Raw genomic sequence first — 18,502 nt, forward strand, 5'->3', positions numbered from 1 at the left:
CTCCGGACGGCCGCCTCGTGCGCGGTGCCGGTGCGGAGGCGGTGAAGAACGGGGCCGGGGAGGTGCGGAGGCGGCCCGGGGACGCGAAAGCGCCCCACCGTCACGGTGAGGCGCTCGTACAGCTGTGTGGCCGTCCGCCGTTGGCGGAGGGTCAGCGGGAGTCGGGGGCCACCCCGCTCAGACCGCGCTCTTCTTGAGCCGGCGGCGCTCGCGCTCGGAGAGGCCGCCCCAGATGCCGAAGCGCTCGTCATTGGCGAGGGCGTACTCCAGGCATTCCGAGCGGACCTCGCAGGCGAGGCAGACCTTCTTGGCCTCGCGAGTCGAGCCGCCCTTCTCGGGGAAGAAGGACTCGGGGTCGGTCTGGGCGCACAACGCGCGCTCCTGCCAACCGAGTTCCTCCTCGTCCTCCGCGATGCCGTCCCCGATCAACAGCTCAAAGAGCTCGCTCATGTGGCGCGCCTCCTCTGCCCCTACTTGGCGTCCCCGTGGTTGCCGTTGCCTCGTGCGGCTGACGACACGAGTGAAATTACAGTTGCGTCACTCTGGCCCAGTCAAGCCGAGCTCTGGTATTGGGGCCGGGATTCACTCCCTGGCACCAAGCCGTTACGAATAGTGTACATATTCGGACACATCGGACCTTCAGTCCGAAAGCCTCGGCCGGCAGCGAAACGCCGCAACCGCTGGCGGAATGACGCTCGGTCACCGCCACAGGCCGGTCATCGGCCTGCGTTCCCGGCGATCTTCCCATCGAAACATAGAGAGTGATGAATCGCCCCATCCGGGAAAGATCCGGACCTAATCCACTCGAATGCCGCATCCTCCCGTTTGACACCGACCCCACGGATGCGGTCTCCTTGCCCCCATGTCAGAGTTCGCCAGCCCCCGGAGCGGTTCCACGCTCCGCCGCGCCGTGAACTCCTGTTGTCGCCTCTGTTCCTGCTGTATCTAGGCGCCCGCGTCCCACCGCGCGCCGCCACCAGGAAGCACAGAGGCCGCCCGCGATTCCCGCCCCCAGGACATCCCGGATCCGGCTGCTCCCCGAACCAGCCGACTCATCCGAGGACGACCACCGTGCGCCAGATCCGCATCCGCAGGCGGAACCGCGACCGCAACAAGCTCGCCCGCCTGGGCCTCACCCCCACCCGCCGCACCGGCGGACACCGCTGGGCGGACGGCCTCAGCGACGTCTCCATCGCCGGCGACCCGCTCGCCTTCCCCCACCTCGCCCGCACCGACCTGCCCGGCCACCCCACCACCGTCGCCGGGTACGCCCGGCTGGTCCGCGAGATCGCCGCCGACCGCGCCCGCTGGGAACCGCTGGTCCGCTACGACGCCCTCACCCGCTGGTACGCCCGGCTGGAGACCGGCCCCGGCTACGAGGTCTGGCTGCTCAGCTGGCTGCCCGGCCAGAGCAGCGGCTTCCACGACCACGGCGAGTCCTCCGGCGTCATGACCGTCGTCCGGGGCGAGCTGATCGAACGCTCCCTCACCCACGCCGGAGAGAGCGCCCGCGCCCTGCGCCCCGGCGGGCAGCGGGTGTTCTCCTCCGGCTACCTGCACGAGGTGGTCAACGGCGCGCTCGAACCCGCCGTCTCCATCCACCTCTACACCCCCGGCCTGACCGAGATGAACCAGTACGGCGCCGCCGAGGCCGTCCCCGAGCAGCACCCGCAGAGCCACCCGAGGGCGCAGGCCGACCGGCACTGAACGCGGACTGACGAAGAGTCCGACCGTGGCAGGATGACCCCATGCGCATCGTGGCACTGGCAGGCGGAATCGGCGGGGCGCGCTTCCTGCGCGGACTCCTCGCGGCGGTCGGACCGCAGGACGAGATCACCGTCATCGGCAACACCGGCGACGACATCCACCTCTACGGCCTCAAGGTCTGCCCCGACCTCGACACCGTGATGTACACCCTCGGCGGCGGGATCCACGAGGAACAGGGCTGGGGCCGGGCCGACGAGACCTGGTCGATCAAGGCCGAGATGAAGGAGTACGGCGTCGGTCCCGAGTGGTTCGGGCTCGGCGACCGGGACTTCGCCACCCACCTCGTCCGCAGCCAGATGCTCACCGCCGGGTACAGCCTCAGCCAGGTCACCGAGGCGCTGTGCGTGCGCTGGAACCCGGGCGTGCGGCTGCTGCCGATGAGCGACGACCGGGTCGAGACCCACGTGCGGATCACCGACGAACAGGGCACCCGGGCGGTCCACTTCCAGGAGTACTGGGTCAGGCTGCACGCCGCCGTCGACGCCGAGGCGATCATCCCGGTCGGCGCGGACACCGCCAAGCCCGCACCCGGCGTGCTGGAGGCCCTCGCCGAGGCCGACGTGATCCTCTTCCCGCCGTCCAACCCGGTCGTCTCGATCGGCACCATCCTCGCCGTCCCCGGCATCCGGGAGGCCGTCGCCGCCGCCCCGGCGCCGGTGGTCGGGCTCTCCCCGATCATCGGCGGCGCGCCGGTGCGCGGCATGGCCGACAAGGTGCTCGCCGCCGTCGGCGTCGAGGCCACCGCCGAGGCGGTCGCGCTCAACTACGGCTCCGACCTGATCGACGGCTGGCTGGTGGACACCGCGGACGAGGGCGCCGTCGCCGCCGTCGAGGCCGCCGGGATCGCCTGCCGGGCCGTCCCGCTGCTGATGACCGATGTCGAGGCCACCGCCGAGATGGCGCGGGCCGCGCTCGCGCTGGCCGAGCAGGTGCGCAAGTGAGCGAGCGGAGCGAGGGAACCATCAAAAGGTGCGCCTTTCGCGAAGCCCCCGCCGAGCGCAGCGAGGTGGGTGCATGAGCCTGGAGATCCTGGGCGTCGAGGGGATCCCCGAGGTCGACCCGGGCGCCGACCTCGCCGGGCTGATCGCCAAGGCCGGGACCTACCAGGACGGCGACATCCTGGTGGTCACCTCGAAGATCGTCAGCAAGGCCGAGGGCCGGCTGCTGCACGCCGCCGACCGCGAGGCCGCGATCGACGCCGAGACCGTCCGGGTGGTCGCCCGGCGCGGACCGGCCCGGATCGTGGAGAACCGCAACGGCTTCGTCATGGCCGCCGCCGGGGTCGACGCCTCCAACACCGCCCCCGGCACCGTGCTGCTGCTCCCCGAGGACCCGGACGCCTCGGCGCGGGCGCTGCGCGCCCGCCTCCAGCAGCTCACCGGCCGCCGGCTCGCCGTCCTCGTCACCGACACCTTCGGACGGCCCTGGCGCACCGGGCTCGCCGACGTCGCGATCGGCGCCGCCGGGCTGTCCGTCCTGGAGGACCACCGGGGGCGCACCGACAGCCACGGCAACGAACTGGTGCTCACCGTCACCGCGACCGCCGACGAACTCGCCGCCGCCGCCGACCTGGTCAAGGGCAAGGCCACCGGCGTCCCGGTCGCCGTCGTGCGCGGGCTCGGACACCTGGTCACCGCCGAGGACGGCGCCGGCACCCGGCCGCTGGTGCGGCCCGCCGTCGACGACATGTTCCGGCTCGGCACCTCCGAGGCGCTGCGCCAGGCCGTCACCCTGCGGCGCACCGTCCGCTCCTTCACCGCCGACCCGGTCGACCCGGCCGCCGTCCGCCGCGCGGTGGCCGCCGCCGTCACCGCGCCCGCCCCGCACCACACCACCCCGTGGCGCTTCGTCCTGCTGGAGTCCGCCGAGACCCGGGGCCGCCTGCTCGACGCCATGCTCGGCGCCTGGCAGCGGGACCTGCGCGAACTCGACGGCTGGGACGAGGCCCGGATCGCCCGCCGCACCGCCCGCGGCGACGTCCTGCGCGACGCGCCGTACCTGGTGGTGCCCTGCCTGGTGATGGACGGCTCGCACGACTACCCGGACCCGCGCCGGGCCACCGCCGAGCGGGAGATGTTCACGGTGGCCGCCGGGGCCGCCGTGCAGAACCTGCTGGTCGCGCTCACGGGTGAGGGGTACGGCTCCGCCTGGGTGTCGTCCACGATGTTCTGCCGCGACACCGTCCGGGCCGCCCTGGACCTGCCGGACGACTGGGACCCGATGGGGGCCGTGGCCGTCGGCCGCCCGGCGGAGGCACCGCGGGAGCGGCCGGAGCGGGGCGCGGAGGCCTTCATCGCGGTGCGGTAGGGGTTCTGTGAGGGGTGGGGGGCTCTCGGGAGGGTGGGTGGCCGGGGCGGTTCCGGGGGTGGCCGCTCCGGGGGCTGGATGATTTTCCGACTGCCGACTCTGTAGGTGGGGTGTTGGGCGCCGTTGGCAGTCTGAAAATCACCCGCAACGCCCCTCTCCGGGCCACCCCCTCCACCGCCCCTCCCGCAGCGCGTCCCTCTCGCCTGGTCGGGTGGGGGGTGGTGGGGGGAGGTGGGGCGTGGGCGCGCGAGGCGTTGCCTGTGTGCCCACTGAAGGGGCTCAGCGGTGGCGGTGGTCGTTGGGGGTGAGTCGCGGGCCGTAGCGGGGGGCGTGGGTGCCGGTGGCGAGGAGGAGGCGGCAGATGCGGTGGCGTTGGGGGCGGTAGGGCTCCAGGAGGGCGAGCATCTGGGCGTCGTCGCTGCGGGGGCGGCCGGCCAGGGCCCAACCGACCAGGTTGGGGAGGTGGAAGTCGCCGACCGAGACCGCGTCCGGGTCGCCGTTACTGCGCTGGAGGGTCTCGGCGGCCGTCCAGATGCCGATGCCCGGTACGGCCGTCAGCCGGGTGAAGGCGTCCTCGTGGCCCATCGCCGAGGCCTCCTCCAGGCGCGGGGCCAGCCGCACCGCGCGCATCACCGTCGCGGAGCGCTTGGGGTCGACGCCCGCCCGGTGCCACTCCCAGCTCGGGACCATCGCCCACTCGCGGGCCGACGGCGCCACCCGCATGCCCTCGGCGGGGCCCGGGGCCGGGGTGCCGAAGTCCCGCAGCAGGGTGCGCCAGGCGCGGTAGGCCTCGTCGGTGGTGACCTTCTGTTCCAGGATCGCCGGGACGAGGGACTCCAGCACCAGCCCGGTCCGGGTGAGCCGCACCCCGGCCGTCCGGCGCTGGGCGTCCCGCAGCGGGCCGGGCGGCAGCACCAGCGCCTCCGGGTCGTCCTCCGCGCCGAGCAGCACGGGCAGCCGCTCCAGCAGCCACTGCGCGCCCGGGCCCCAGGCGGTCGCCTCCACCTCGCCCGCGCCGGGGCGCGGCAGCACCCGCAGGGTGCCGATGCCGGCCGGGGTGCGGGAGGCGCGCCAGACGGCGCCGTCGCCGGTGGTGCGGTACGAGGGGTCGGCGGGGCCCCGGCGCAGTGGCAGCAGGGTGCGGACCGGGTCGAGCGGGAAGCCCGGCCGCCAGCGCCGTACCGCCTCGCTGCCGCCCGTCACTGCTTCGCCTCCTGTGGTGCCTGAGGCTATGAACGATACGCGGGGAGGGTGACAGGCCGGCGGGGCGTGGGCGACGGCCTCACTGGGCTTGGCGCTTGGCCGCGGCGGTCCGCAGTGCGGGGAGCCGGGCGTAGAGGGCGGCGCCGGGGCATTCGGTCTTGAAGGCGTCGCGGTGGCCGGAGATGGCGTCGAAGTCGACGACCGTGCCCTTGGGGTAGCGGCTGGCGTCGGAGGCCGAGGTGAGCTTGGTGTGGCCGTCGGCGGCCTGGCCGGTGAGGCCGAGCTTCCAGGCGGAGATGGCGGCGATGCCGTCGAGGAGGGGTTGGGGCGGGGCGTCGTTGATGTAGGTGCCGATGGCGGCGACGCCGGCGGAGTCGGTGTTGAAGCCGAGGGTGTGGGCGCCGTGGACGGGCTGGTCGACGCCGCCGGCCCGGCCCTCGTAGATGGTGCCGCAGCGGTCGACCAGGAAGTTGTAGCCGATGTCCCGCCAGCCGCTGGTCTTGACGTGGTACTGGTAGATCGCCCTGATCACCTGGGGGGCGTCGCTGCACTCGTAGGCGGTGGCGGTCGCGGTGTGGTGGACGAAGACCTCGCGGACCGGGCCGGTGTACTCGAAGCCCGGTTCGCGCAGGGACTCGTCGGCGCCCCAACCGGCCCGGGTGACGATTCCCGGGCGCGGCGCCTGGTGGCCGCCGTCGGCAGGGGCGGCGGGCTCGGCGGGCAGGGTGCGGGTGGCGGCGGGCGCGGGCGCGCCGGCGCCGGGGTCGACCAGTTCGAGCCGCAGTCCGGGCGGCGGTCCGGCCGGGCCGGGGCGGACCTCGACGGCGACGCCGTCGCTGCGGCCGGTCCACAGCGGGGCGGTGGCGCCGTGCGGGGCGTGGTCGGGACCGTCCTCGGTGTCGGCCTCCAGGACGTGCCAGTCGCCCCAGCGACCGGTGGCCGCGTCCCGGGTGCGGACCCGGACCGTACCGCCGTCCATCGCTCCGGCCGGGCCGTCCCAGCCGACGCCGAGGAGTTCGAACGGCCGGGTGGTGCTCGGTGCGAGTACGTGCCCGGTGGGCAGCGGGAGCGTGGTGGTCGTGCCGCCGCCGGGGAAGTCCCGGCGCTCGGCGCCGGGGGCGAGGGGCGCGGCGGAGGCGGCGGCAGCGGGCTGGAGCAGCAGGGCGGCGGTGCATCCGGCGAGCAGCGCGGCCGGGAACGGGAGGCGCACGGCGGCCGGTCTGAAGAGGTGCGCAGCCTTGTCGGAGAGGTGCGCAGCCTTGTCGAAGAGGTGCGCAGCCTTGTTGAAGAGGTGCATAAACGGGATCGTCGCCGCAAACCGGAGAGCTCGCCACGCCGCCCCGTGCCCGCTCGGCCGCCCCTCCCGGCCTGCCACCCGAAGGCCGTAGGCTGGGGCGCACCATGACTGCGCCTTTCGCTGCCGATGCCCGCACCCCCGTCGAGCTGCTGCACGCATACCTGCGCGGCGGCACCCCTTCGGTCGATCCCGCGGCCCCGCTGGTCACCTTCTACGACGACGCCACCGGCGAACGGGTGGAGCTGTCCGCCCGGACCTTCGACAACTGGGTCGCCAAGACTGCCAACCTCCTCCAGGACGAACTGAACGCCGGCCCGGGCGACCGGGCCGCGCTGCTGCTGCCCGCCCACTGGCAGAGCGCCGTCTGGCTGCTGGCCTGCTGGTCGGTCGGCGTGACGGCCGTGCCGGACGGCGACCCGGCCGCCGCGGACCTGGTGGTGAGCGGGCCGGACGGCCTGGAGGCCGCCCAGGCCTGCGAGGGCGAGCGGGTGGCGCTCGCCCTGCGCCCGCTCGGCGGCCGCTTCCCGCACCGCCCGGACGGCTTCCTCGACTACGCCGCCGAGGTGCCCGGCCAGGGCGACCGCTTCGCGCCGTACTCCCCCGTCGCCCCGGACGGGCAGGCGCTGGAGACCTCGGTGGACGGGCTGCCGCTGAAGCTGACCGGTGAGCAGACCGTCGCGCTGGCCCGGGAGGGGGCGGCGCGCCTCGGCCTCAAGCCCGGTGACCGGGTGCTGTCCACCCTCTCCTTCGACGACTGGGCCGGTCTGGAGGCCGGTCTGCTGGCCCCGCTGGCGGCCGGCGCCTCGGTGGTGCTGTGCCGCAACTCGCAGGGCCTGGACGCCGGACAGTGGGAGAAGCGCACCGAATCCGAACGGGTGACTGTGCGCCTCGGCTGAGCCCTGGCGCCGTTCCGGCGGGTAGGGATCCCTGCCATGGCCGAGGACGACACCGAGCACCCCCCGACCGACGAGACTCCCCCGACGGACGCTCCCCCGAGCGGACCGGAACGCCCGCGCAGGCGCCGGCGGTGGCTGATGATCACCGCCGGCGCCGTCGCGTTCCTGCTGGTCGCCACCGGCACGCTGCTCTGGATCGCGTACCGCAAGCTGGACGGCAACATCACGACCGACTCGGCCACCGACCAGCTGCTGGCCAAGCTGGAGGCCGAGCGTCCGAGCCGTTCGTCGGGAGCCACGGGCGCCGAGAACATCCTGCTGATCGGCAGCGACGACCGCTCCGGCACGAACTCCTCGTACGGCGGCGAGCCCGGCACCCAGCGCTCGGACACCACGATCCTGCTGCACCTGGCCGCCGACCGGAAGCACGCGACGGCGGTCTCCGTCCCGCGCGACGTCATGGTCACCGTGCCCTCCTGCGAGAAGCCGGACGGCAGCCGCAGCAAGCCGGGCACGATGCAGTTCAACTGGGCGTTCGAGCTGGGCGGTCCGGCCTGCTCGATCCGCACCGTCGAGCAGCTGAGCGGCATCCGGATCGACCACTACGTGATCCTCGACTTCAGCGGTTTCAAGACCATGGTGGACGCGATCGGCGGGGTGGAGGTGTGCGTGCCGCAGCCGATCCACGACAAGGACGCCAAGCTGGACCTGCAGGCCGGCCGCCAGCTGCTGCGCGGCGAGCAGGCGCTCGGCTACGTCCGGGCCCGGGAGAGCCTGGGCGACGGCAGCGACACCCAGCGGATGGGCCGTCAGCAGCAGTTCCTGGCCTCGCTGATCCGCAAGGTGCAGTCGCAGGGGGTGCTGCTGAACCCGGCCAAGCTGTGGCCGGTACTGAACGCGGCCACCTCCTCGGTGAAGGCGGACGGCGGTCTGTCCTCGCTCGGGGCGCTGTACGACCTCACCCAGGACCTGCGCGGCATCCCCTCGCCGGACGTGGTGTTCCTGACCGCGCCGCGGCGCCCGTACCGCTACGACTCGGACCGGGACGAGTTCGTGCAGCCGCAGACCACCCAGCTGTTCACCGCGCTGCGGGAGGACCGGCCGATCGCCGTCCGCCCGCCCGGTTCGACGTCCGCGCCGGACGCGGGGACGAGCCCGACGGCCGTCGCCGGCTCCGACGGGGCCACCGCGTCACCCTCGGCGAGCGCCTCGCCCACCTTCGAGGGACGCACCGCCGACGCGGACGCCTGCGCCCAGCACTGAAACCTCGCGGCGGGCTTTGTCACTCCATTGCTTTTCCGTGACGGATCTCATACCCGGGACGATTCCCCCGTTCGGCTCGTTTAGGGTGTCCGGATCGACCCACCGCCCGAGTGGGTCGCCCCCGTGACCGGCCGGACGTAGGGAATCCCGTGCAGCAGGACCAACCGAACACCGGTGAGTACAACGGCGGGGGCCGCCGGGACAGCCGGCGGCGGGCGGCCGCGGTCGCCAAGCGGAACCGGCGCCGACGGGTGCTCAAGTGGACGGCGGGCACGGGCGCCCTGGTGATGGTCGCGGGCTGCGGCGGGGCGTACTACCTGTACCAGCACTTCAACGACAACCTGACCTCGGTCAAGGTCCAGCTGGGCGACGAGGCGGAGCGGCCCAAGGCCGCCGGGGACGCGCTGAACGTCCTGGTGATCGGCACGGACAGCCGGGCGGGCCTCGGGCGCGAGTACGGCGACGAGGGCAGCACCGGACACGCCGACACCACGCTGCTCTTCCACATCGCCAAGGACCGCTCCAACGCCACCGTGATCAGCATCCCGCGCGACCTGATGGTGCCGATCCCGGAGTGCCGGACCGACAAGGGCACGAAGATCCCGGGCTCGGCCCGGGACATGTTCAACACCAGCCTCGGCCAGGCCGGCCGGGACGCGGGCTGCACCTGGAAGACCGTCGAGAAGATGACCGGCATCCGGGTCGACCACTTCGTGCAGGTCGACTTCGAGGCGGTGAAGACGCTCTCCACCGCCGTCGGCGGGGTCGAGGTCTGCGCCGGCAAGGACATCGACGACAAGGACTCGCACCTGAAGATGTCCAAGGGTCGCCACGTGGTCCAGGGCGAGGAGGCGCTGGCCTTCGTCCGCACCCGGCACGCGGTCGGCTTCGGCGGCGACCTCACCCGGATCCCGCTCCAGCAGCAGTTCATCAGCTCGATGATCCGCAAGATCAAGAGCGACGACACCCTGACCAGCCCGAGCAAGCTCTACCGGCTCGCGGACGCCGCCACCAAGGCGCTCACCGTGGACTCCGGCATCGGCAGCGTCGACAAGCTGAAGGACCTGGCGCTGGACATCAGCAAGGTGGACACCAAGAACATCACCTTCACCACCGTCCCGGTACTGGACGACCCCAAGGACCAGGACCGGCTGATCCTGAAGCAGCCGGACGCCGGACAGGTGTTCTCGATGATCGCCGGCGACCGCTCGCTGACCGAGACCGCCGCACCGGCCCCCGAGACCACCACCCCCGCCCCGGCGGCGCCGTCCGCCACCACCCCGACGGTGGACACCAAGGACGTCCCGGTGACGGTGCGCAACGGCAGCGGGACCCGCGGGCAGTCCGGGCCGACGGTGGACCGGCTGAAGGCCAAGGGCTTCGCCAGGGCGACCGTCGGGTCCGACGCGCCGCCCGCCGCGAGCACCACGGTCTCCCACCCGGCCGGCCAGGAGGCCGAGGCCGCCGCGCTGGCCGCCGCCCTCGGCCTGCCCGCCGACGCCGTACGGCCGAACCCGAAGGCGGGCCCGAAGGATCCGCTGCTGCTGGTGCTCGGCAAGGACGTCCTCGCGGCGCCGTCGCAGCCGCCGACCGGGGCCCCGAAGGACCTCCAGCGGGTTCAGGCGGACGACGTCGACGTCTGCGCCAAGTAGCTACGCCGGAGCGAGGGTTCCGTACGTCTCGCGGCAGTGCTCACCGGTCCGGAGGCAGTGCCGGAGCCCCGGGCCGGCCGGCCGCGGCGGCTCGCCGGCCCGCTCGACGACGTCCGCGCCCGGCTCGATCCGAGCCGCGGCCGCACCGTCCTCAACTGTCCCCATGCGCACCGACGGTAGCCGGTCCGGGGTCAACTCGCCTTGGAGAGCACGTCCTTCGAGGTCGGGGCGACGCTGCGCATCACCCGGCGGGCCAGTGAGCGGGGCGAGGTGATGAAGCCGAAGCCCCAACTGAGGTGCATGGTCGCGAACGCCACCGGCAGCAGTGCCTTGGCCCGGAACGACAGCCCGCGGCCCTCGACCACCGCGCCGCCGAGGATGCCCAGCAGGTAGGCGCCGGGAACCGCGAGGAACGCCGGGTGGACGGCGGCGCCGAGCACCAGGCCGAGCACCACCGCGAGCAGCGCGCTCGGCGGGGCGAGGTAGCGCAGGTTGACCGAGCCGCGGTGGTAGCGGGTGACCACCCGGCGCCAGCGGCCGTAGTCCTTGTACTGCTTGGCGAGCGCCCGGACGGACGGCCGGGGCCGGTACGTCACCTTGAGCTGCGGGGTGAACCAGACCAGCCCGCCGTCCTGGCGGATCCGGTAGTTCAGCTCCCAGTCCTGGGCGCGGATGAACTCCTCGTTGTAGCCGCCGAGCTTCTCCAGCACCTCGCGCCGGAACACCCCGAGGTAGACGGTGTCCGCCGGGCCGGCCAGGCCGCCGGTGTGGAAGGCCGCGTTGCCGACACCGATCTTGGAGGTCATCGCGGCGGCGACCGCGTTCTCCCACTCGGTCTCGCCCTCGGCGTGCATGATGCCGCCGACGTTGGCGGCGTCCATCTCGCCGAGCAGCCGGACCGCCGTGGCGATGTAGCCGGGCGTGAGCAGGCCGTGGCCGTCGACGCGGACCACTATCGGGTACTGCGAGCCCCGGATCGCGGCGTTCAGCCCGGCGGGGGTGCGGCCGGTGGGGTTCTCCACCGTGCGCACCCGCGGGTCCTCGGCCACCAGCTCGGCGGCGATCTCGGCGGTGCGGTCGGTGGAGGGACCGAGGGCGATCACCACTTCCATCGGCCCGGGGTATTCCTGGTCCAGGATGCGCCGGACGGCCGTGCGCAGGTGTCGTTCCTCGTTGAGCACCGGCATGATCACGGAAACAGCCGGCAGCTCCTCAGCAGCCTTGGTGTTCATCGGGGCCAACCGTACCGGTGCCGACGCGTTGCCGTCTTGTCCCGGTTCGGCCGCCCCCGGTCCCCCTGCGGGCGGCACCGGCGCCGTGCTCACGCCCACCGTACCGCCCCGCTCCCCCGGGCCCGAATCCGCGCGCGAACGGTGCAGGTTCGGCGCAGGTTCAGAGGGCGTGGTGAACGACGGTGAACAGGGCGAAGCCGGCCAGCGACAGGATGTTCACCAACCGCTGCGGGCTGCCCAGCCGTCCGGCAGCCGCCGGTCCGGGCGCAGCGGCGCGGCGCTGGGCAGTGGTGGGGCGTCCGGGGGCAGCATCCGCGGATCATCTCAGCGGATGTCCGTACCGCAGGGGCCGGGTGCTCGTACGCACCCGGCCCCTGTCCCCCGTCTCCCCCGTCTCCCCCGTGGTCGACCCGACGTCCCCCGTCGCCGGGTCAGTCCGTCGCGATGGCCGCGAGGACGTTCATCCGTCCGGCCCGGAAGGCCGGCACGAGGGCGGCGACCAGGCCGATCACCACCGAGGAGACCAGCGTCACCACGATCGTGGTGACCGGGACGGCGAGCGTCCCGAGGCCCTGGTCCCGCAGGACCCGCTGCGCGGTGACGCCCCAGGCCAGGCCCAGTCCGGTGCCGAGGACGGCGCCGAACACCGCGATCACCACGGACTCCAGCCGGATCATCCGGCGCAGCTGGCGGCGGGAGAGCCCGATCGCCCGCAGCAGGCCGATCTCGCGGGTCCGCTCCACCACCGACAGCGCCAGGGTGTTGACCACGCCGAGCACCGCGACGGTGATCGACAGGCCGACCAGGCCGTAGATCAGGTAGAGCAGGGTGTTGATCTGGGACTGCACCAGCTCCTTGTAGCCGGCCTGGTCCTTGACGGTCAGCTGCGGGTACTGCTGGAGCGCGTCCTCCAGGGCGGTGAGCGTCTTGTTGACGTCGGTGCCGGCGGAGGCCTTGGCGAAGAACGTCCACACCGGGGGCTGCTCGGCGGCCGGAACGACCTGGGTCAGGGTGTCCAGGCCGACGAAGGAGCCGTCGCCCAGCAGCCCGCCCTTCCGGAACACCACGCCCACCGGCAGGGTCTGGGTGCGGCCCTTGCCGTAGTCGACGGTCACCTGGTCGCCGACCTTCAGGCCGTGGTCCTTGGCGAAGGTCTCGCCGATCCCGAGCGAACCGCGCCCGACCGAGTCCATCGCGCCGGAGGCGACCGTGGGGTGGAAGTCGCTGCCGAAGAAGCTCGCCGGCACCGCGGTCAGGTCCGTCTTCGCGCTCTGCCCGCCGGGCAGCCGGACCTTCGCCCGCTTGAAGTCCTCCTGGGTGGTGACGTGGTCGATGCCCGGGGTGCGGCGCACCGCGTCCATCATCTCGGCGGTGACCGGGGTCCGACCGCCCGAGATGATGTAGTCCACGCCCACCGACTTGTCGATCTGCGCACTGGCCGACTTCACGGCCGAGGAGCTGAAGACCGAGGAGCCGATCACCAGCGCCAGCCCGATCATCAGCGCGGCGGCGGTGGCGCCGGTGCGGCGCGGGTTGCGCATCGCGTTGCGTTGGGCGAGCTTGCCGGAGGGGCCGAACAGGGCCGGGAGCAGGGCTCCGAGCACCTTGATGACGACGGTGGCCAGCAGCGGGCCGAGCACCACGGAGCCGATCAGGGTGAGCAGCAGGCCCAGGCCCAGGTACTCGCCGCCGGTGGAGGCCTTGTCGGCCGTACCCGCGAGTGCCAGCAGGCCGGCGCCGCCCGCGGTGAGCAGCAGGCCGGTGATCGTCCGCACGATGTTGGAGCGGGCCTCGGCCGGGGTGCCGTGGTCGCGCAGGGCGGCCATCGGTGCGATCTTGCTGGCCCGGCGGGCCGGGATCCAGGCCGCGATGACGGTGATCAGGATGCCCACCGCGTAGCCCGCCACGAAGACGTCGGGCCCGATCTCCAGGTCGCTCGCCTTGAGGTCCATGCCGATCGCGTTCATCAGCTTGATCAGACCGACCGCCACGCCCAGGCCGACCGCCACGCCGAGGGTCGAGCCGAGCACGCCCAGGACCAGCGCCTCGACCAGCACCGAGCCGTTCACCTGCCGGCGGCTGCCGCCGATGGCGCGCAGCAGGCCGATCTCGCGGGTGCGCTGGGCGACCAGCATCGAGAAGGTGTTGATGATCAGGAAGCCGCCGACGATCAGCGAGATGCCGGCGAAACCGAGCATCGCGTACTTCATGAAGTCGAGGCCGCTGCCGATCGCCTTGGTGTTCTGGTCCTTCTGCTCGGCCGCGGTCTTGATCTCGTAGCCGCTGCCGACCTTGGCCAGGGCGTCGGCCTTGAGCTGGTCGTTGCTGCGGCTGCCGTCGCCGAAGGCCTCGACGGTGGTGTAGGCCTGCTCGCCGAGCAGCACCTGCTGGGCGGTCGGGGTGTCCAGGAAGGCCAGTGCGGCGCCCGGGTTGGTGGTGGTGAAGGTGGCGATGCCGACGATCGTGTACGGGTGCTGACCGCTGGCGTTGTCGACCCGGACCTTGTCGCCGAGGCCGAGCTCGGCCTTCTTGGCGGTGTCCGCGTCCAGCACCAGCTCGCCGGAGTTCTGCGGGACGTGCCCGGAGGTGATCTTCACCGGGTTGCGCGGGGTGTCGGTCCAGTTGCCGACCAGGGTCGGCGCGCCGCTGGTCGGGCCGACCAGCTTGTTGGTGGCCGGGTTGACCAGGATCGCGTTGCCGACCATGACCTGGCCGATCGCGGTCTTCACGCCCGGCACCGCGGCGACCTGCTCGGCGAGCGGGACCGGGACGGTCGGCACCTTGTCGCTGTCCTGCCGGTCGTCCTCGGCCGGCACGGGCGGCTGGACCGAGATGTCGGAGGCGGTCGCGGCGAACAGCTTGGAGAAGGTGCTGGTGGCGGTGTTGGAGAACACCAGGGTGCCGGACACGAAGGCGACCGACAGCATGACGGCGATGAGCGAGAGCGCCATCCGGCCCTTGTGGGCGAAGAAGCTCCGCAGTGAGGTCTTGAGCAGCATGGTTTCGTCGTCCCGCCGCTCAGCTGGTGCGCTTGCCGTCGAAGCGGCGCATGCGTTCGAGGACGGAGTCGGCGGTCGGCGCGTGCATCTCGTCCACGATCACGCCGTCGGCGAGGAACAGCACCCGGTCCGCGTAGCCGGCGGCGACCGGGTCGTGGGTGACCATGACCATGGTCTGGCCCAGCTCGTCCACCGAGCGGCGCAGGAAGGTCAGCACCTCGGCGCCGGCCCGGGAGTCCAGGTTCCCGGTGGGCTCGTCGCCGAAGATGATCTCGGGGCGGGCGGCCAGCGCGCGGGCCACCGCGACGCGCTGCTGCTGGCCGCCGGAGAGCTGGGTCGGGCGGTGCTTGAGCCGGCCGGCCAGGCCGACGGTCTCCACCACCTGGTCCAGCCAGGCCTGGTCGGGCCTGCGGCCGGCGATGTCCATCGGCAGCGTGATGTTCTCCAGCGCGTTCAGGGTCGGGAGCAGGTTGAACGCCTGGAAGATGAAGCCGATCTTGTCCCGGCGCAGCCTGGTCAGCTGCTTGTCCTTGAGGCCGGTGATCTCGGTGTCGCCGATCCAGATCCGCCCGCCGCTGACCGTGTCCAGGCCCGCCAGGCAGTGCATCAGGGTGGACTTGCCGGAGCCGGAGGGGCCCATGATCGCGGTGAAGCGGCCGCGCTGGATGTCCACGTCGACCGCGTCGAGGGCGGTCACCTTGGTCTCGCCCGATCCGTAGGCCTTGGTCACCTGGCGGGCCGAGGCGGCGACGGCGGACGGTCCGCCGGGAAGCTGGGGGTCGTACACGGCTGCTGCCGTCGTCACTGGAGTCTCCTAAGAAGTGGCCCACCCGTTGACCCCCACCCTGCCGACGCGGTCGGGCGGCGGACCCGACGGAACCGGGCCGCTTTCGGAGGGGCGGGGACGTGAGAACCACGTTAGGAGTCGAGGTCCGAGCACTCGTCCTCCGTCGGAACGAAGCGCTGCAACCAAGGTTCTACGGGTGCGGCACCCCCTCCCCCTAGGGGGCGCCGCGGGCCTTCTCGGGGTCGCCCCGTACGGGGGTCGCGCCGAGGGCCGCTCAGCCGGTCAGGACGGGTGCGGCCAGGCGTTCGAGGGCGTCGGCGAAGCCCTCCACGACGGGGACCAGCTGGGCGTCGGTCCGGCACTCGACCAGGGTCGTGCCGTCCGCCGCGGCGGTGATGTGGCGGTCGAGCACGAACCAGCCCTGGGTGATGTGGCCGGCGCCCATCGAGCTGAGCACCGGGCGCAGCGCGTAGTCCACGGCGAGGACGTGCGCGGGCGAGCCGCCGGTGGCCAGCGGCAGGACGGCCTTGCCGGCCAGCGCGTACTGCGGGAGCACGTCGAGCAGGGCTTTGAGCAGGCCCGAGTAGGCGGCCTTGTAGACGGGGGTGCCGATGACGACGCCGTCGGCGCGGGCGAACAGCTCGGTGACGGCGCCGATCTCCGGGTGGTCGAAGTCGCCCGCCAGCAGCGCGTGCGCGGGCAGGCTGCGGGCCTCGAAGGGGACGACCCGGTGGCCGCGGTCCACCAGGCGGGCGTCGACGTGGCGCAGCAGCCGGGTGGTGCGGGAGGTGGCGGAGGGGGAGCCGGAAACGGACAGGACGGTGGCCATGGTTCACCTCTGGCTGGAAGCGGGGGCGCTTCGCAGCGGCCGCCGTGGGCCGCTGCGGCGGGGTCGGTGATCTCGACAGGTGCGCTTCAGCCGCGACAGAGGGAACCGGACACACGCTGCAGGTCGACGTGCCGCCGACGCGTGAGTGCCCGACCCTGGTCCATGCCCGGAATGCAAACACGCTGCCTTCGCGGCGGTCAAGAATCGTTTCGGCGGTCGGAACGCGGGTGACGGGCGCGTTTCACGCCGGAACGATCCGGTACGTGCATCAAAACTGCTACAAGAGGCCTGGCGGGGGCCCCGGGGGGAGTCACTGGCACCGGGTTCGGGCATCCTCGACGGCATGAACACGTGGCAGGAGGGCCGCCCGGGCGGCGGCGGGAACCCGTACGGCGGCAACGGCGGCGGTGCGGCGGCCGAGCCGCCGCTGCCGGCCTCGCTGAACCCGCGCGGACCGGCGGCGCCGCCCGCTCCGCGGCAGCCGGGGCCGTCCCACCCCGGCGTCCCGCCGCAGACCGCCCCCGGCGGCCCCGGGCGGCCGGGCCCCAGCGGTCCCGGTGGCCCGGGCGGTCCCGGCCGGCCGGGCGGTCCGGGCCGGCCGGGCGGTCCGGGCGGTCCCGGCGGTGCCCGGCCGGCGGGTGCGCAGGCCCGGCGCTGGCCGCGGCGGCGGATCGTGAAGTGGACGGTCTTCAGCCTGCTGATCGCCGTCATGGTGACCGCCGTCTCCACCTGGTTCTGGGCGGGCTCCAAGCTCAACCACGAGAACGTGCTGGCCGACTACCCGGGCCGCCCGGCCGCCGGCAAGGGCACCAACTGGCTGATCGTCGGCTCCGACAGCCGCGAGGGCCTCAGCGAGTCCCAGATGGACACCATGCACACCGGCCACGACGTCGAGGGCAAGCGCAGCGACTCGATGATGATCCTGCACATCGGGGACAACGGGAACACGCTGATGAGCATCCCGCGCGACTCCTGGGTGCCGATCCCCGAGTACAGGACGAGCAGCGGGAAGACCGTCAAGGCCACCACCTCGAAGATCAACTCGGCCTTCGCCAACGGCAACGGGCGGCTCCTGGTGCAGACCGTCGAGCTGAACACCGGCATCCACATCGACCACTACGCCGAGATCGGCTTCGCCGGGTTCGCCGGCATCGTCGACTCCATCGGCGGGGTCGAGATGCACATCGACCAGGACATCAAGGACAAGGACTCCGGCCTCGACCTCAAGGCCGGCGACCAGACCCTCAACGGCGTCCAGGCCCTGGCCTTCGTCCGCCAGCGCCACCAGATGGCCGACCAGGACCTCGGCCGGATGCGCAACCAGCAGAAGTTCCTCGGCGCCCTCGCCCACCAGGCCGCCACCCCGGGCACCGTGCTCAACCCGTTCACCTTCTACCCGCTGGTGGACTCGGCGCTCGGCACCCTGATCGTCGACGACGACTGCGGGCTGACCGACCTGGGCTCGCTCTTCCTCGCCATGAAGGACGTCAACGGCGGCGGCGGCAAGAGCCTGACCGTCCCGATCGGCAACGCGGACTACCGGACCAAGACCGGCGAGTCGGCGGTGCTGTGGGACACCAACAAGTCCAAGCAGGTCTTCGACGCCTTCAAGAACGACACCGCGGTGCCCGACTTCAAGTAATCCGACCACGAGAAGTGAGCACCCGGACACAATGGGTGGATGTCACTCGTCACCGCACTCGTCTACCGCCGACGTCACCGCCTCCTGGGCCGCCTGGTCCAGGAGGCGCTCGCGCTCTACGGGATGGAGGTGCCGGCCGCCTGCGAGATCGGGCCCCGGCTCACCGTGTTCCACCGCGGCTTCGGCACCGTCCTGCATCCGTACACCACGCTCGGGGCGGACGTGACGCTCTACAACGGCGTGACCATCGGCCGGGCCGACCCGTGGGTGCCCCAGGAGGCGAGCGCGATGCGGCGGGTGGTGGTCGAGGACGGCGCGGTGCTGTGCGCGGGCGCCAAGGTGGTGTGCAAGGAGGGCGTGCTGACCGTCGGGGCGGGCACCATCGTGGGCGCCAACTCGGTGCTCACCCGCTCGACCGGGCCCGGCGAGATCTGGGCCGGGGTGCCCGCGCGCAGGGTGGGGACGCGGGAGGGGGACTGGGCGTCCCCGGCCACGGCGCCCGTCTGAGGTGGAACGCCACCGCCCCGGAGTGGGAAGTCGGCCCCTCCTCCTCGTCGCCCTTGCCCGCGACCAGCAGCCGCACCCCCGGCCGCTCGGCCAGGATCCTCGGCAGCGCCGCCAGCAGCGT

General features: G+C 72.9%; 17 protein-coding genes. 8 read left to right on the forward strand and 9 right to left on the reverse strand.

The features are described 5' to 3' along the window. Positions 1 to 177: 177 nt before the first annotated feature. Positions 178 to 450, reverse strand: coding sequence for a WhiB family transcriptional regulator (locus ACWCYO_RS32300; RefSeq protein WP_030062195.1), 273 nt, complete (start codon positions 448 to 450; stop codon positions 178 to 180). A gap of 675 nt (positions 451 to 1,125) precedes the next feature. On the opposite strand from ACWCYO_RS32300, the gene ACWCYO_RS32305 reads away from it, so the two are divergent. The 3 genes from ACWCYO_RS32305 to ACWCYO_RS32315 all read left to right on the forward strand — a co-directional run bounded on the left by ACWCYO_RS32305 (position 1,126) and on the right by ACWCYO_RS32315 (position 4,074). Next, positions 1,126 to 1,707, forward strand: coding sequence for a cysteine dioxygenase (locus ACWCYO_RS32305; RefSeq protein ID WP_449786205.1), 582 nt, complete (start codon positions 1,126 to 1,128; stop codon positions 1,705 to 1,707). 41 nt (positions 1,708 to 1,748) lie between these two features. Then, positions 1,749 to 2,708: a 2-phospho-L-lactate transferase gene (cofD, locus tag ACWCYO_RS32310; RefSeq protein ID WP_449786199.1), complete on the forward strand. Its 960-nt coding sequence runs from the start codon at positions 1,749 to 1,751 to the stop codon at positions 2,706 to 2,708. A 73-nt stretch (positions 2,709 to 2,781) separates the two neighbouring features. Continuing rightward, on the forward strand, positions 2,782 to 4,074 hold the full coding sequence (locus ACWCYO_RS32315) for a coenzyme F420-0:L-glutamate ligase (RefSeq protein WP_449786200.1): 1,293 nt from the start codon (positions 2,782 to 2,784) through the stop codon (positions 4,072 to 4,074). A 279-nt stretch (positions 4,075 to 4,353) separates the two neighbouring features. Here the strand turns inward: ACWCYO_RS32315 and ACWCYO_RS32320 are convergent, their stop codons facing one another. Both ACWCYO_RS32320 and ACWCYO_RS32325 read right to left on the reverse strand, forming a co-directional pair. Further along, on the reverse strand, positions 4,354 to 5,277 hold the full coding sequence (locus tag ACWCYO_RS32320; protein ID WP_405000698.1) for a DNA-3-methyladenine glycosylase family protein: 924 nt from the start codon (positions 5,275 to 5,277) through the stop codon (positions 4,354 to 4,356). A gap of 79 nt (positions 5,278 to 5,356) precedes the next feature. Then, positions 5,357 to 6,574, reverse strand: coding sequence for a peptidoglycan recognition protein family protein (locus ACWCYO_RS32325; protein ID WP_449786201.1), 1,218 nt, complete (start codon positions 6,572 to 6,574; stop codon positions 5,357 to 5,359). A 104-nt stretch (positions 6,575 to 6,678) separates the two neighbouring features. Between ACWCYO_RS32325 and ACWCYO_RS32330 the strand changes: the two genes are divergently transcribed. The 3 genes from ACWCYO_RS32330 to ACWCYO_RS32340 all read left to right on the forward strand — a co-directional run bounded on the left by ACWCYO_RS32330 (position 6,679) and on the right by ACWCYO_RS32340 (position 10,385). Next, on the forward strand, positions 6,679 to 7,470 hold the full coding sequence (locus ACWCYO_RS32330) for a TIGR03089 family protein (RefSeq protein ID WP_270146629.1): 792 nt from the start codon (positions 6,679 to 6,681) through the stop codon (positions 7,468 to 7,470). Positions 7,471 to 7,506: 36 nt separating this feature from the next. Then, complete coding sequence (locus ACWCYO_RS32335; protein WP_270146628.1) at positions 7,507 to 8,733, forward strand: LCP family protein; 1,227 nt, start codon at positions 7,507 to 7,509, stop codon at positions 8,731 to 8,733. Between the two features lie 149 nt (positions 8,734 to 8,882). Further along, complete coding sequence (locus ACWCYO_RS32340; protein ID WP_449786202.1) at positions 8,883 to 10,385, forward strand: LCP family protein; 1,503 nt, start codon at positions 8,883 to 8,885, stop codon at positions 10,383 to 10,385. Here the strand turns inward: ACWCYO_RS32340 and ACWCYO_RS32345 are convergent, their stop codons facing one another. The 6 genes from ACWCYO_RS32345 to ACWCYO_RS32370 all read right to left on the reverse strand — a co-directional run bounded on the left by ACWCYO_RS32345 (position 10,386) and on the right by ACWCYO_RS32370 (position 16,396). Then, positions 10,386 to 10,550, reverse strand: coding sequence for a hypothetical protein (locus ACWCYO_RS32345; RefSeq protein WP_270146626.1), 165 nt, complete (start codon positions 10,548 to 10,550; stop codon positions 10,386 to 10,388). Between the two features lie 26 nt (positions 10,551 to 10,576). Beyond that, entirely contained in the window at positions 10,577 to 11,617 is a 1,041-nt protein-coding gene (locus tag ACWCYO_RS32350; protein WP_270146625.1) for a glycosyltransferase family 2 protein, read from the reverse strand. Between the two features lie 431 nt (positions 11,618 to 12,048). After that, positions 12,049 to 14,616 carry an ABC transporter permease gene (locus ACWCYO_RS32355; protein ID WP_449786203.1) on the reverse strand — a complete coding sequence of 856 codons (2,568 nt, stop codon included), beginning with the start codon at positions 14,614 to 14,616 and terminating at the stop codon, positions 12,049 to 12,051. A gap of 19 nt (positions 14,617 to 14,635) precedes the next feature. Then, positions 14,636 to 15,421 (reverse strand): ABC transporter ATP-binding protein, encoded by a 786-nt coding sequence (locus ACWCYO_RS32360; RefSeq protein WP_270146623.1) that lies wholly within the window; start codon positions 15,419 to 15,421, stop codon positions 14,636 to 14,638. 256 nt (positions 15,422 to 15,677) lie between these two features. Continuing rightward, positions 15,678 to 16,232 carry an NADPH-dependent FMN reductase gene (gene ssuE / locus ACWCYO_RS32365; protein WP_270146622.1) on the reverse strand — a complete coding sequence of 185 codons (555 nt, stop codon included), beginning with the start codon at positions 16,230 to 16,232 and terminating at the stop codon, positions 15,678 to 15,680. Positions 16,233 to 16,318: 86 nt separating this feature from the next. Beyond that, positions 16,319 to 16,396, reverse strand: coding sequence for a putative leader peptide (locus ACWCYO_RS32370; protein ID WP_355212135.1), 78 nt, complete (start codon positions 16,394 to 16,396; stop codon positions 16,319 to 16,321). Between the two features lie 179 nt (positions 16,397 to 16,575). Between ACWCYO_RS32370 and ACWCYO_RS32375 the strand changes: the two genes are divergently transcribed. Together ACWCYO_RS32375 and ACWCYO_RS32380 are read left to right on the forward strand one after the other, a co-directional pair. After that, on the forward strand, positions 16,576 to 17,874 hold the full coding sequence (locus tag ACWCYO_RS32375) for an LCP family protein (protein WP_449786204.1): 1,299 nt from the start codon (positions 16,576 to 16,578) through the stop codon (positions 17,872 to 17,874). A 39-nt stretch (positions 17,875 to 17,913) separates the two neighbouring features. Then, complete coding sequence (locus tag ACWCYO_RS32380; protein ID WP_270146620.1) at positions 17,914 to 18,381, forward strand: LbetaH domain-containing protein; 468 nt, start codon at positions 17,914 to 17,916, stop codon at positions 18,379 to 18,381. Positions 18,382 to 18,502: the final 121 nt, after the last annotated feature.

The organism is Kitasatospora sp. NPDC001683 (genome assembly GCF_053596495.1).

Bases quoted from the DNA above. Each gene is read 5' to 3' on its own strand.
- ACWCYO_RS32300 (WP_030062195.1), bottom strand. From the start codon at position 450: ATGAGCGAGCTCTTTGAGCTGTTGATCGGGGACGGCATCGCGGAGGAC.
- ACWCYO_RS32325 (WP_449786201.1), bottom strand. From the start codon at position 6,574: ATGCACCTCTTCAACAAGGCTGCGCACCTCTTCGACAAGGCTGCGCAC.
- ACWCYO_RS32315 (WP_449786200.1), top strand. From the start codon at position 2,782: ATGAGCCTGGAGATCCTGGGCGTCGAGGGGATCCCCGAGGTCGACCCG.
- ACWCYO_RS32375 (WP_449786204.1), top strand. From the start codon at position 16,576: ATGAACACGTGGCAGGAGGGCCGCCCGGGCGGCGGCGGGAACCCGTAC.
- ssuE (WP_270146622.1), bottom strand. From the start codon at position 16,232: ATGGCCACCGTCCTGTCCGTTTCCGGCTCCCCCTCCGCCACCTCCCGC.
- ACWCYO_RS32330 (WP_270146629.1), top strand. From the start codon at position 6,679: ATGACTGCGCCTTTCGCTGCCGATGCCCGCACCCCCGTCGAGCTGCTG.
- ACWCYO_RS32350 (WP_270146625.1), bottom strand. From the start codon at position 11,617: ATGAACACCAAGGCTGCTGAGGAGCTGCCGGCTGTTTCCGTGATCATG.
- ACWCYO_RS32335 (WP_270146628.1), top strand. From the start codon at position 7,507: ATGGCCGAGGACGACACCGAGCACCCCCCGACCGACGAGACTCCCCCG.
- cofD (WP_449786199.1), top strand. From the start codon at position 1,749: ATGCGCATCGTGGCACTGGCAGGCGGAATCGGCGGGGCGCGCTTCCTG.
- ACWCYO_RS32345 (WP_270146626.1), bottom strand. From the start codon at position 10,550: ATGGGGACAGTTGAGGACGGTGCGGCCGCGGCTCGGATCGAGCCGGGC.
- ACWCYO_RS32380 (WP_270146620.1), top strand. From the start codon at position 17,914: ATGTCACTCGTCACCGCACTCGTCTACCGCCGACGTCACCGCCTCCTG.
- ACWCYO_RS32370 (WP_355212135.1), bottom strand. From the start codon at position 16,396: ATGGACCAGGGTCGGGCACTCACGCGTCGGCGGCACGTCGACCTGCAG.
- ACWCYO_RS32355 (WP_449786203.1), bottom strand. From the start codon at position 14,616: ATGCTGCTCAAGACCTCACTGCGGAGCTTCTTCGCCCACAAGGGCCGG.